Annotated in this window: 11 protein-coding genes; all 11 read right to left on the bottom strand. The window is 41.5% G+C overall.

Annotation, left to right across the window (positions count from 1 at the left end):
- Positions 1-2 precede the first annotated feature (2 nt).
- Positions 3-791 (bottom strand): electron transfer flavoprotein subunit beta/FixA family protein, encoded by a 789-nt coding sequence (locus SALPA_RS06925; RefSeq protein WP_145091466.1) that lies wholly within the window; start codon positions 789-791, stop codon positions 3-5.
- A 25-nt stretch (positions 792-816) separates the two neighbouring features.
- Complete coding sequence (locus tag SALPA_RS06930; RefSeq protein ID WP_145091469.1) at positions 817-1,959, bottom strand: acyl-CoA dehydrogenase; 1,143 nt, start codon at positions 1,957-1,959, stop codon at positions 817-819.
- Positions 1,960-1,974: 15 nt separating this feature from the next.
- Positions 1,975-3,339, bottom strand: a complete 1,365-nt coding sequence (locus SALPA_RS06935) for an acetyl-CoA hydrolase/transferase family protein (protein ID WP_255450934.1) — start codon at positions 3,337-3,339, stop codon at positions 1,975-1,977.
- A 562-nt stretch (positions 3,340-3,901) separates the two neighbouring features.
- On the bottom strand, positions 3,902-4,750 hold the full coding sequence (locus SALPA_RS06940) for a 3-hydroxybutyryl-CoA dehydrogenase (protein ID WP_145091475.1): 849 nt from the start codon (positions 4,748-4,750) through the stop codon (positions 3,902-3,904).
- Positions 4,751-4,946: 196 nt separating this feature from the next.
- Entirely contained in the window at positions 4,947-5,762 is an 816-nt protein-coding gene (locus SALPA_RS06945; RefSeq protein WP_145091477.1) for a methyl-accepting chemotaxis protein, read from the bottom strand.
- Positions 5,763-6,204: 442 nt separating this feature from the next.
- Positions 6,205-7,866 (bottom strand): ribonuclease J, encoded by a 1,662-nt coding sequence (locus tag SALPA_RS06950; RefSeq protein WP_145091480.1) that lies wholly within the window; start codon positions 7,864-7,866, stop codon positions 6,205-6,207.
- A 169-nt stretch (positions 7,867-8,035) separates the two neighbouring features.
- Positions 8,036-9,469 (bottom strand): diguanylate cyclase domain-containing protein, encoded by a 1,434-nt coding sequence (locus SALPA_RS06955; RefSeq protein ID WP_145091483.1) that lies wholly within the window; start codon positions 9,467-9,469, stop codon positions 8,036-8,038.
- Positions 9,470-10,024: 555 nt separating this feature from the next.
- Positions 10,025-10,771 carry an SDR family NAD(P)-dependent oxidoreductase gene (locus SALPA_RS06965; protein WP_145091486.1) on the bottom strand — a complete coding sequence of 249 codons (747 nt, stop codon included), beginning with the start codon at positions 10,769-10,771 and terminating at the stop codon, positions 10,025-10,027.
- Positions 10,768-12,042, bottom strand: coding sequence for an OFA family MFS transporter (locus SALPA_RS06970; RefSeq protein ID WP_186450953.1), 1,275 nt, complete (start codon positions 12,040-12,042; stop codon positions 10,768-10,770). The genes SALPA_RS06965 and SALPA_RS06970 overlap by 4 nt, the downstream gene beginning before the upstream one ends.
- Positions 12,043-12,258: 216 nt before the next feature.
- Complete coding sequence (locus tag SALPA_RS06975; protein WP_186450954.1) at positions 12,259-13,074, bottom strand: MerR family transcriptional regulator; 816 nt, start codon at positions 13,072-13,074, stop codon at positions 12,259-12,261.
- Positions 13,075-13,255: 181 nt separating this feature from the next.
- Positions 13,256-13,903, bottom strand: coding sequence for a trimeric intracellular cation channel family protein (locus tag SALPA_RS06980; RefSeq protein ID WP_145091495.1), 648 nt, complete (start codon positions 13,901-13,903; stop codon positions 13,256-13,258).
- Positions 13,904-14,196 lie beyond the last annotated feature (293 nt).

Here is a 14,196-nt window from a genome sequence, read left to right on the forward strand (position 1 = left end):
CTCTATATCAAATGTCTTTCATCCAACTTAGTAATAATTAAGTCTACTGCCTCATCGGCTTCTACATTATAAACAGTTCCAGATGCTTTTAATGGTTTTGTGAATGACTTCTTAACTCTGGTTGGTGAACCTGCCAGGCCGATGTTTGCCTGATCCAATGTGTCTTGTAAATCAGCTAATGTCCAAGTAATAACTTCTTTCTCCCTATAGGCATCAAAAATCCCCTGAACCGACATATATCGAGGTATATTAAGCTCAGCCAAGGCAGTAATCAAACAGGGGGTTTTTACCTCTAACATGTGATATCTATCCTCATATTGCCGCTTGATAATCAGCTTGTCTTGAAATGCCTGGATTTCTTCAGCGTAACTTACCTGTGGCAAACCTAAATGTTCTGCAATCTGTGGTCCAACCTGAGCAGTATCACCATCAATAGCCTGTCTGCCTGTAATAATTAAATCATAATCCAGTTTTTTAAGTGCTGCCGCAATCGTGGAGGAAGTCGCCCATGTATCAGCACCACCAAATGCTCTGTCACTTATAAGAATAGCTTTATCGGCCCCCATCGCTAGACCTTCTCTTAAAGCCACATCGGCCTGCGCCGGGCCCATGGAAACTAATGCAACCGTTCCGCCGACTTGTTCTTTAATACGTAATGCTGCCTCTATACCGGCTTTATCATCCGGATTAATAATACTTGATACACCTTCTCTGATAAGGGTTCCTTTGACTGGATCAAGTTTAACTTCCGTAGTATCCGGAACTTGTTTAATACAAACAACAATATTCATATTGGTCTCCTTTCCGTATCTGTCTTTAAATAACACCCATGGATCTTCCCATTACCATTCGTAAAACTTCGTTTGTGCCTTCACCAATCTCTGTAAGCTTGGCATCTCTTACCATTCTCTCTAACGGATATTCTCTCATATAACCATAACCTCCAAATAGCTGTAGACACTTGGTAGTTACTTCTGATGCCAATGCTGAGTTATAATATTTATTCATTGCAGCTTCATAAGCATATGGTTTCTTCTGATCCTTTAACCAGGCAGCATGATATGTCAAATGACGTCCAGCATTGACTTTAGCCTGAAGATCCGCCAGAACAAACTGGGTATTCTGGAATTCAGAAATCCTCTTGCCAAACTGCTTTCTTTCTTTAACGTACTTGATTGTTTCATCCAATGCACCCTGAGCAATACCAAGAGCCATAGCCCCGATGCCAACCCGGCCAGCATCCAGGCCTTCCATGGCAATCTTAAAGCCTTTACCCTCTTGTCCGATAAGATTTTCCTTAGGGACGATACAATCTTCAAAAATCAATTCACCTGTAGATGAACCTTTAATACCCATTTTCTTTTCATGCTTGCCGATTCTAAATCCAGGGAAATCCTTTTCTACAAGAAATGCAGAAATGCCTTTTGTTCCCTTAGACCTATCTGTCATTGCCATGATTGTATAGTAATCTGCCTCACCAGCGTTGGTAATAAATGTCTTTGTTCCATTTAAGACATAATGATCACCAACCAATACAGCTTTCGTCTGCTGGGCAGCCGCATCACTACCAGCGCCTGGCTCTGTTAGTCCAAAAGCACCTAACTTTGTTCCACTTGCCAAACCAGGTAAATATTTTTCTTTCTGATACGGAGTGCCATAAGCATAAATTGGATAAGTTCCCAATGAACAATGAGTTGAAATAATAATACCTGTAGTTGCGCAGACTTTTGATATTTCTTCAATAACCATCGCAAAAGCAATGCTATCTGCGGCAGCTCCGCCACACTCTTTGGGATAAGGTAGGCTAAGTAAACCATATTTCGCTAATTTTTCAACGGTTTCTCTAGGAAATCTTTCTTCTTCGTCAATTTCAGCAGCTAGTGGCTTCACTTCTTTTTCTGCAAATTCTTTTAACATATTTCTCAAAAGTTGATGTTCTTTAGAGAACTCAAAATTCATAAATATTTCCCTCCCTTAAAATTTCGTTGCGTAAATCTCTTCAAATTTTTGAATCAATTCATCTCTAAACTTCGGATGTGCAATATTTATTAATGCACGGGCTCTTTGCTTAATTGTTTTCCCTTTAAGTTGTGCAATACCATATTCGGTAATAATGTAGTTGACATCATTTCTTGAAGTCGTTACTGCAGCTCCATAATCAAGTAAGGGCACAATCTTTGATATTTTCCCGCCATTAGTTGTTGATGAGCAGGCAATAATTGACTTTCCACCAGGACTCATAGTTGCTCCTCTTACGAAATCCACTTGCCCGCCAACGCCACTAATCTGTTTGGAACCAACGCTCTCGGCAACAACCTGACCTGAGAAATCAACCTGAATACAAGAATTTACTGAAACCACTTTATTATTTTGGGCAATTACTCTTGGATCGTTAACATAAGTAATCGGACATAGACTGACTAATGGATTGTCATCCATAAAGTCATACAAACGCCTTGTTCCCATGGCGAAAGATGCAACTAACAATCCATCGTGCAATCCTTTCTTTTTGCCAGTTATAATCCCTTTTTCTACAAGTCCGACAACACTGTCAGAAAGCATTTCACTATGTAATCCCAAATCTTTTTTACGATCCAGGAAAAGTAATACAGAGTCTGGGATTGCGCCAATACCAAGCTGTAAGGTGGATCCATCTTCAATTAGTGATGCGCAATTCTCTCCAATAGCTCTTTCGACATCTGTAATCACAGTTGGCTGTAATTCGATAAGTGGTCTTGATGTTTCAACAATATAATCAATTTCTGAAACATGAATGAAGCAATCACCAAATGTTCTTGGACACTGGTCATTAGCCTCTACAATAACCATCTTTGCTGCCTCAGCCGCCGGCTTGATATAATCTACAGACAGTCCATAGCTACAATAGCCATGTTTATCTGGTCTTGAAACTTGAACGATTGCCACATCTACCGGCAATGTCGTTTTAAAATAGGTAGGTGTTTCATAAAAAAACCCCGGTGTATAATCACCACGCGATGAATTAATTGCATCTCTTGTCTTTGGTCCTGCACAGAATGTATTATGTCTAAAATGCTTAGCATTTTCCGGTAAGCAGTATTCTGCTTTCCCCATAGGAATATAATGATCGATTTCAACATTCTCATATTGTTCCTTATTTGCTACTAAAGCATCTGTAATCGTCGTTGCCTCAGCAACCGCATGGGAAAATACTAATCTGTCACCTGACTTAATATGCTTTACTGCTTCTTCGGCTGTAACTACCTTTTTTTTGTACTCTTGCTTCCAATCCATCTGATTATCTCCTTTTCTTGATAATTTGAATAAGTTATTAAAATTCACAAAATTTTGTCTATCCATATGATAATAATTAATGCTTCTTGCGTCCAATTGCATATATTCATTGTTTTAATGAATATATTTCATTAATTAATTACCTTTTGACCACCCCGCTACAGCAGACAAACAGTAGTTTACGCATCGCAAATCAAGCGCTTACCATGATTGCTTCCCAGGTCATTTACTCAGAAGTTAAAAAATAACCTAGTATACATTTCATATCAATTGCTTATATCTATTGTTTTTATGAAAAAATTTTATTAAATTCCCCTTAGATTAAGCAATTATGCCTAAACTAGAAATATGAACTTTGTCAGAGTCAATATAAACACTTAATCTATAGGTTGCATTATCAAAAAATAAACTCCAGCACAACAAGCTGCATTGTGCCGGAGTTTTATTCATCCTATTCGTAACCGTCAAAGTAACCCCACAGGGCAATAAAAAACCACCTGATATATGATAATCAGGTGGTCGTTGAAATCATTATGATTTTTTGATTAGCATTTTACAGCTTATAGGGATTTCTTCAGCCCAAGGAAGAAGTTTCACAACACAAACGTCATTCTGTTGCTGGATTAAATTATTTTGTATAATCATAGAAGCCTACATTACTCTTTCTTCCCAGCTTACCACCACGAACCATTTGTCGTAATAACCTGGCTGCTCTATATTTAGAGTCACCTGTTTCTGCATAATAAACATCCATAATATGCAAACAAGTATCCAATCCAATTAAATCAGCCAACGCCAACGGTCCCATTGGGTGATTGCAACCTAATTTCATAGCCTTGTCGATATCTTCCACAGATGCCAATCCTTCTTCTGCTACAATAATGGCTTCATTAATCATAGTAACTAATATTCTATTAACAACAAATCCAGGTCCTTCTTTGACCTTAATAGGTTCTTTGCCAATTTTTTTAGAAAGGTCATAAATTGTCTTAAACGTTTCATCGGAAGTATTTAAACCTCTGATTACCTCTACTAACTTCATAACAGTCGCAGGATTAAAAAAATGCATACCAATAAACTTGTCTGGCCTCTTAGTTGCCGCTGCTATTTCTGTAATGGATATAGAAGATGTATTGGAAGCTAAGATGGTTTCCGGTTTACAAATAGCATCCAAATTAGCAAATAGCTTTTTCTTAACATCAGCATTTTCTATGATAGCTTCAATTACTAAGTCTGCGTCTGCTGCAGGGGCTAATTCTATGGTAGTTGAAATCTTTGCTAAAATGATAGCCTTCTCTGCTTCATCCATCTTTTCTTTAGCTACAAGCTTATTTAATCCTGTAGTAAGCTTTATCATAGCATTTGCTAATATCTCAGAAGTCATATCTCTGAATACAACTTCTATTCCAGCCTTTGCAAATACCTGTCCGATATCAAGTCCCATCTGTCCTGCACCAACTATAAATACTTTTTTCATTAAAATTATCTCCTTTATTACATTTGTTAATAAGTTGTATTTAGAAAAATTCACAAAATTATCGTAATAGCTAATGTTCCTTGCGTCCAATTGCTTATATTTATTATTTTTATGAAAATATTTTATATTCAATGATTTCAGACACCAAACGCCGGGCAGCATCCTGATCATTTATTACCCATAACTATTTAAAAATTCAAGATACTTCAGCAACCTTCTCTATATCAATTGCAGTTGACGCAAGCTGTTGCATAGAAGCAGATATTTCCTCAGTTGCCGCAGCTTGCCTTTCACCCAGTTCGCTAGTTTTTCCTACAGTATCCACTAGCTTAAATGTCTCCTTTTGTATCTCCTGCAATATATTTTTAATTTGTACCACAGCCTCGACACTATTAATCGCCATCTTACGAATTTCTTCCGCTACTACTGCAAAAGTCCGGCCATGCTGGCCAGCTCTAGCGGCTTCTATGGCCGCATTAAGTCCAAGCAGGTTGGAATCTGCTGCAACTTTATTAACAAATTTTAAAATATCATCAGTCTTCTCAATATAACTAAGGACGTTTTTTCCGCTGGATTGTATATAAAAAATATCTTGTGATAATTGCGTTGCCATCGATGCTAATTCTTCTGTTGTTGCCGAAAGTTGCTGCGAAGTACTAGCCATAAGATGGGCGGCATTATAAAGTACTTCTTGACTTTCAAGACTTGTACCAGTGCCAACTGCCCCTATCAATTCCCCATTTTGAAAAATTGGTGTTGCTACAGCCTTATGAATATAGCCGTATGCTTCTTTGGGAACAACTACAAACTCTTCCTTTCGAGATTGTAGACTTCGCGCCAATGCACCAGTTGAAGATACCTTATTTCCAACAATAGCCGTTGTATGAAAAGTTCTTGCAGGTAGAAAATAAACTATCATTCCTTCAACATCACAAATTAGCACACAACAATCATGAGGATGAGCTTTCTGTAGGTATGGAGCCGCTTTAATGATTGATTCAATTTCATTCAAGTATATCCCCCGCCTTTCAAGTTTTAGCTATTTAGAACCACTATATCATTTGAAACTCTGTATCAAAATAAAGTAACCTACAGAGTAGTATTTGACCAACACCAGTTATCGTAATAGCTAATGTTCATTGCGTCCAATTGCTTATATTTATTGTTTTTATGAAAATATTTTATATTCAATGATTTCAGGCACTAAACGCCGGGTAGCATAATCCTTAATCCATTGATTAGTAAATTCAATACAACCGCCAGTCATTGTATGATGTGGTTTTCCTTGTTCCGCATATTCTTTTTTCCTCTTTCTTTCTCGTTTATAGATATGTAATTAAAAAAGAGAGTGTCTTGCTTTTGGCAAAGAAAAGAGCTGTCGCTAGCGATAAATTTATCACTACTGCGACAGCCCCTTCTCTATATAACCTATTTAACTCTGCAGACAAAAGCCCTTACAAATCCATAATAATTGGCAGGATCATCGGCCTACGACCGGTTTTGGCAAATAAATACTTAGACAAGGCTTCCCGAATGCCATTCTTCAGTGGAGCCCACTCGGTTATTGGCTGATTTTCAAAGCGTTCTAATACGGTCTTTACTAGATTACGCGACTCATCAATGAGTACTTCTGAGTCTCTGACATAGACAAAACCCCGCGAAACAATATCAGGACCATCCAGAACGCAGCCACGGCTTTTGTCAAGCGTAACCACAACAATCAATACACCGTCCTGCGATAACTGCCGCCTGTCCCGGATAACAATATTACCGACATCACCGACACCTAAACCATCAACAAAGATTTTGCCGGCAGTTACTTTACCAGCAAACCGTCCGGTGTCAGCAGTAAACTCAAAAACATGCCCATTCTCGCCAATAAAAACGTTTTCCTTGGGTATGCCTGTTTCTTGTGCCAGTTTACCATGTTGTCTAAGCATCCGGTGTTCCCCATGAACGGGAATGAGGTACTTAGGACTGACCAAATTCAAAATGAGCTTAAGTTCTTCCTGACTGGCATGTCCAGAAACATGAATACCTGAAGCTCGTTCATACACAACATGAACACCAGAGCGCATTAAGGCATCAATAGTACGGCCAACAGAACGTTCATTGCCCGGTATTGGGTTGGCTGCTATTAGCACAGTATCCCCGGGAGTTAGTTGCAAGCTGCGATGACTTTTGGAAGCCAACCGACTGAGCGCAGCCATAGGTTCACCCTGGCTGCCGGTTGTTAAGATCAGCATTTGGTTGTCCGGATAGCGGCTGATTTCATCAACGCCAATCAAGACTCCTTCCGGTATGTCCATATAACCAAGCTCGTTAGCCTTATTTACCACCGTCACCATGCTCCGTCCCAGCAGCGCCACCTTACGCCCATAGTTACAAGCCGCGTTAATGGCCTGCTGCAGTCTGGATACATTAGATGCAAAGGTGGTTAAGATAATACGCCCCCTGGCGGTGCGAAAATGCTCATCAAGGCTCACTGTTACAGTACGTTCCGACTTGGTATAGCCTGGCCGTTCGGCGTTGGTGCTGTCTGAAAGCAGCACCAGTACTCCTTGATTGCCCAATTCGGCGAATTTATGGATATCAATCATCTTACCATCAACAGGGGTCTGATCAATTTTGAAGTCTCCGGTATGAACAACTGTACCCACCGGCGTTTTTAAGTAAATCCCCAGCGCATCTGCAATCGAATGGTTAACCCGGATAAAGCCAACCTCAAATGCCCCCAGAGTAATAGAATCACCAGGAGCCACAGGAATTAGTTTAGTTGTTGAAACATCATATTCTTTTAAGCGCCCCTCCACCAAACCTAATGTAAGCCGCGAGCCGTACACAGGTACATCAATGTGACGCAGCAGATAAAACAATGAACCAATATGATCCTCATGACCATGGGTTAAGACAACCGCTCTGATTTTGTCCTTGTTTTCAATAATATAGGAGATATCGGGTATGACTAAATCAATGCCCAGCATATCCTCCTCAGGAAAAGCCAGACCAGAGTCAAGAATAATCATGTCATCGCCACAGCGAAACACCGTCATATTCTTGCCAATCTCACCAAGTCCCCCAAGCGGTATAATTAAAAGTTTATCATTCTTACTCACTAGAACCTCCAGTTATATAATATTCACTAATTATGCACTCACCCGTCCACTATCGTTAAACGTAACGCCGACCCTAACTAGTGCTTTAATTATATACAACTGTCAAGTGATTTGCAAATTTAGAGCATAAAAGTTAGTACCTGCGGGCTCCTTTATTTTCTTACGTAACTCAACCTTCTGTAAGGGAAGCCACCCGTAACTGGTTTCTCCCTGCTTTCTTGGCTTGATAAAGGGCCTGGTCTGCCGCAATAATCAGTTTATCATGTGTAAAACTATCTGACGGTATACAAACTGCAATACCAAGACTTACCGTAACAATTTGGCTGCTTACAGATGTTACATTACGAATGCCTAGTTCTCTGACTCTAACCAAAATCTGTTTCCCCAGTTTCTCAGCAGCTTGCTGATCAGTATTGGGCAAGATTATCGCAAACTCTTCCCCGCCATAACGCGCCGCCAAATCTGTCGCCCGCTTGCTAAGTCCCTGCAAAACTCCGGCAATCCGTTTCAGGCATTGATCACCAGCAACATGGCCGTATGTATCATTATAATGTTTAAATAAGTCAACATCTAACATAATTAATGCCAACGGCAGCTGTTCTCGGCTGGCTCGCTGCCATTCCTGTTTCAAACATTCATCAAAACAACGGCGGTTGGCAATACCGGTCAACCCGTCTTGTATTGAAATCCTGTACAATTTTTCATTTAGCAATCGTAACTCCTGTGTTCTTTCCTTTACTTTCAGTTCCAAATCATCGCGCGCCTGACGCAACATTTCCTCAGCCATTTTACGCTCAGTAATGTCTTCCACGACACTGTCAATCCAGAACATTTCCCGTTTGGTATCAAAATGTTTGATTGCGGTCACAGAACACCATATGACAGTTCCATCTTTTTTATTTAGCATCATTTCTCTGTTTTTTACCGCCCCCTGCTGATTAATTTCTTTAAGCAGCAGATTAAAACTTTCCTGATCGGAAAAATAGGTTGCTGCGGACGTATTTACTAATTCCTCTGCAGAAGGAAATCCGAGCATTCTTGCAAGGGCTGGATTGACATATTCCATAAAAGAGTTGTCATTACCAGTCTTGCGATATACACCAACATTAATATTCTCCACCAGCGAACGATATTTTTCCTCACTGTCGCGCAGTTCTGCGCCGCTGGCTTTTAGTTGGGCTACTATATTATTAAATGTCATGGCTAACTGACCAAGCTCATCTCTGGTTGTAATCTTGATCAATGCATTCAGGTCACCAGTGGCCAGGCGGTCAGTGACTGTTGCTATGTCGATAATACGTTTTGTCATTCTACCAGCAATAATAATACTTATCAGTGAAGCAAATAAAGCAGCCATCATGCTCATGACGATTCCCGTCCGCTTAATGTGATTTACAATCTTCTCAGCAGCATGCCGAGCTGCATCCCCATTATGGTCAATGAGAAAGCTGGTTAACGCTTTCTCGCCATTATAACCAATTATTGCCGTTGTTACTAACAAGGGAATCACCGACATACCAACTAGACAAATGCTGAGTTTTGCCCGCAAGCTCAGCTCAAGCCACAGGTTTATAACCTTATCCACGAGGGTTGCAACTAACACCGGACTCCCTCCTACTATTTTTTCCTCTAATTCTGAGTTTAAAATATCATAATATTCTGTTATTATTATTCATTAAAAACTTATTATTAGGACCCATCCGTTTACTTGCCAATATTAGCCACCTCACGAAGAATACTCCGCTGATCTACCTCTTATATCTTAAGCTAATAAAATTCGACATTTTATCGTAATATCCTTCATATTTCTGCATTTACAAAAGCTTACAGGAAAAACAAACAGCCTCAGACCGATGGAAGTTCGATCCAAGGCTGGCTAATTTACTTTATCGTGGGTCTTAAAAGTAAGGCCTCAATCCCTGCATATCATGCGCAAAGGTTGAGGCCTTGTTAGTTATGAGTTATCGTTTATACATTTCATTTTTTGAAACTTACACTCCTACTACATGTGCACCAATCCATACATTGTTACCCACGGTGATGGGATATGCATATTCTAGCCCTAGATTTTTAGCTACTAAGGTCTCGTCTCATGATTATATCTTTTTTCTGCAATCGCAATTGCAAGGCCTGACCCCACAAAGACCTTTTTTTAAGGCTACATAGTCATATACATACCGCCGTTCACATCAAGGGTGCAGCCGGTCATGTAGCGCGAATCATCACTTGCCAGAAAAGCAATGACGGTGGAAACATCACGGGGCTCGCCAAGACGTCCCATAGGAATGCCATCAGCAGAGTAACCATTGTTGCGAGTCATGTCGGTCATAATAAGGCCGGGGCAGATCGCGTTGATGGTAATTCCATCTTGCGCCGTCAGCTTAGCATAGGTTTTGGTAGCCGAAGCCAAACCGCCTTTTGACGCTCCATAGCTGACAGAAGCGGCAATACCGCCAACACGGTAGGACATGGAGGCAATGTTGACAATCCGGCCGTATTTCTGTTCTTTCATAATGCGGATGGCTTCACGGCAGCAAAGGTGAGCACCGCGCAAATTGATATTCATACACCAGTCCCATTTCTCCGCATCAAGGTCTTCCAGCTTGGTGGTAGGGCACACACCGGCCCCATTTACCAGAATATGCACAGCGCCAAATTTCTCCATAGTAAAAGCAAACAAAGCCGCAATGTCAGCCGGCTTGGACACATCGGTTGCAAAAGCTAAACACCGGCTGCCTGTTGCGTCCTCAATCTCCTGTGCGGTTGCCAAAGCTTTCTCATAGTTTAGATCGGCAATCATAATTCCCGCGGCACCGCGTTCGGCAAGACAGAGGGCCGTATCTTTGCAAATTCCTCCAGCTGCTCCTGTAATAACGGCGTATTTTCCCTTAAAACATTTACTCATACTGTTTCCCCCTTATATTGTAAAGATTGATGATTTTTTTCATATCTAAGTAAGCAAAGGACAATGAGCGCTCCCAATACGGCAATAGCCGATGCCGCAAAATAAGCACCATGAAACGAACCGGTGGCATCTTTGAAAGCGGCTGCAATTTTCGGGCCGACGTAGTTTGCACAGGTAAAGCCCAAAAACATAATACCGTAATTGATACCAAAATTTTTGCTGCCGAATTTCCTGCTGGTAATCGGGGGAAATACAACTAAAGGAGCGCCAAAAGCAAAACCTAGGATAACAACGCAAATAAAAAATAAAGTTGGAGCTTCTGCCGTGCCCAGCAGGAGCAAAGCAACGGCGCTGGCACTCAAGCTAATCAGCAATGCTTTGAAATCTCCCAGCCTATCAATCAGTACGCCGAAAGAAAGCCTGCCGGTAAAGTTTGAAATCGTACTTATGCTTACGGCAATGGCCCCGATTGCCGGAGTAAGCCCAATCTGAGTCTGGGCAATGATGGAGGTTGAACTGATCATCATTGTGCCGGCAGTTCCCGCACACATGAAGGTGAAAAACAAGATCCAGAAAAGAGGCGTTTTAATCATTTCCGTCCATTCATAGTTTTGTTCGGCAAATACAGCGGATTCGGACGGCTGTGCTTTCTTGCCAGGTGCGTTTGCAGCAAACTGGGATGGGTAGTCAGCCGGAGCCAGTTTCATTAACCAGCCGACTGCGGCAATGCAGCAGAAAAACAACAACCCCAGGATATGAAAAGTCGTTGCCACACCGGCGACATCGGTACCAATCCTGCTAAACAATGTATTCGTAAGCGGGGCAAGGACAAACGGTCCAAATGCCGCAGCTGCCAGCAGACAGCCGGATATTTTGCCGCGCATATCGGGAAACCATCTGAGTGCGGTGACCAAAGTGGCGTTATATACGGCTCCTGCTCCGGCGCCGGCCATTACGCCATAGGTAAGATACAGCATGGGTATACTGTCGGAAGTTCCAGTTAAAAACCAGCCGGCGCCGTATAAGAAACCGCCGCCATACATGAGCGAAACCGCGCCCTTCTTATCGGCATACCGTCCACCCAGAATACCGACAATGCCTAAAAAAAGCTGGTAGATAGAAAAGGATAGGTTAACTTCGGCCAGTGACCAGCCGTGCAGTTTGGATAGCGGGATGGAAAAGACACTAAAAATGGCTGATGCGGCGACACAAAAGATAATAATCCACGCACCGGCAAATACGAACCAACGGTTGAGTTTACAATTTAGCAAGCTACAATCCCTCCTGATTTTTGAAATTTGTTCTTTTTTGAATTTTATTACATCAAGCGACTTGAGACTCAAGAGAAATTTGAAAAAAACAACGTGAGTATTCTAGTCAGGACCGCCCGCTTAGCGAGCAGCCTATTCACCCCTATAAGGGGATATTACTAAAAAAATCCCCTGCACTAAATGGCAGGGGATAAAAATATATAGGCTGTAAGATAATCAATATTCGACCGGCAACCAGACACGATGCAGATTCCGGTAGGTATCGGCTTGCTTATGAAAGTTTATCAACATGCTAAAAGCATTGTCTATCAATTTTAGATTGTGGCGCTGCATATATTCCAGGGCTCCGGAAAGCCGCGCAGTAGTAAGCGCCACATCTGAGCTGGATGGTAAAACCGTGTATACGCATAGCCGGGCCGGATGGTATTTTACATATTCATTTTCTGCGACCTTTAGATAGGACGCATATTCTTCTTCAATACCAAAGCCCAAGTTGTAGTGTTCGCCGCCTTTTTCAATTTCCTCCCTGGGAAACAAGCCTGAGCTAAAGACAAAAGGCACCATTTCAATCCATTCACGAGCGCAAAGCCGCACCGCAGGATCACTAATCAGGTTGCTTTTATTTTGGGTGTTGATACGGTAAACACCGGGACAATCCTCCAACCGGTATTGATTAATCATGCTTTGGGCATCTTGATACATGGCCCGGATTTGACGTGATCTTCTTAGCAAATTGATATTGTAGACAATTTTAGCTTGTATTTCTTTTTCTCTCTCCGTCAACAACTGAGATATATCTATATCTTCCTGGGAATTAATGATAGCATAAACATCCTGGAGTGAAAAGCCGAGGCGCCTGTAAGCCCTGGCACGTACCAGTATGTGAATATCCCAGACATCATAATAACGGTACTTGGAGTCTTCCTGTTTCTTGGGCGTAATAATTCCGCTTTCCTCATAATAGCGGAGACCCTCGGTAGACATTCCCAGTAATCTGGCCATAGCACCAATTTTATATTTTTTATATTGCATAATAGTGAGGCCTCTCTCTTCATTTGTCCGTTTTTCGCCGCTATTGCCCCCAGTATGCATTCACTCATTAGGCCGAATAGTCTGCTTGCGTAAAAACTAAAGTAACTTGAGAGTTTCTGGTTCAAACGGCTCAAAGACTCAAAGGGACGTTTTTCCGTGACTCACTCTGGTATCATGGGTCTTAATTACCTTGGTTACGGTTCTCTGATACTATATCCTTAGAATCTAGGCCAAGAACGGGAAAGTTCCAGCCATATTTAATACAGCAAAGTCTAAGGCCTGTCGTAATACAAAAACAAAGATACAACGGTAGATTGCCAACATAATACGATTGGGCATAATAGAAAACCATAGCTCCCACGATGGTAGTGATCGCATAGACCTCCTGGCGAAACACATACGGAATTTCTTTGACAAACACATCCCGCATGACACTTCCGCCTATCCCGGTAATTACCGCCACTGTCGTAACAATAAATAAGGAATCCAGGTTGTGCTCAATGGCAAGATTGGCGCTAGTAGCCGTGAAAGCGCCCAAACCAATGGCATCAAATATCTGAATAGTATATTTGAACCGATCCAGCCACCGATATGTGAAAAAAACACCAATGGTAGCCATAGCGCTGATTATCAGAAACGTAGGGTCACGAAAAGTTAGCGGCGGTGTATTACCAATAATAACATCCCGCAGTACCCCCCCGCCAATCGCTGTCGTTATCGCCAATACCAACACACCAAAGACATCCAATTTCTTTTGAATTCCTGTTAACGCACCTGAAACCGCAAAGGCTACTATCCCCATAACCTCAAATACACTCCACGCTGTCATTTTCGTCCTCTCCTGCTCTCCTGCATCCAGCCTACTATTTTTTCTCTGCTAATTTTATCATAGATACGCTAAAAATACTGCAACTTAGCAAAAAAGAAACTTAAAAACAGGCTAATCATCTGCTTTCTAAGTTTCTTTAGTGTTATCTTACTTTGCTAATGGGAGACAAATGCACCAAACTCACTACTCACGCAACAGCTCAATAAAAATGGCATCTGGAATGGATTCCAGTACAGCCAGTTTCTCAGCCTGTATCTGAGCCAGTTCTATTTCTAATTGTTTACGCACAGTAA

The organism is Sporomusa sp. KB1 (genome assembly GCF_007830295.1).
Taxonomy (GTDB): domain Bacteria; phylum Bacillota; class Negativicutes; order Sporomusales; family Sporomusaceae; genus Sporomusa.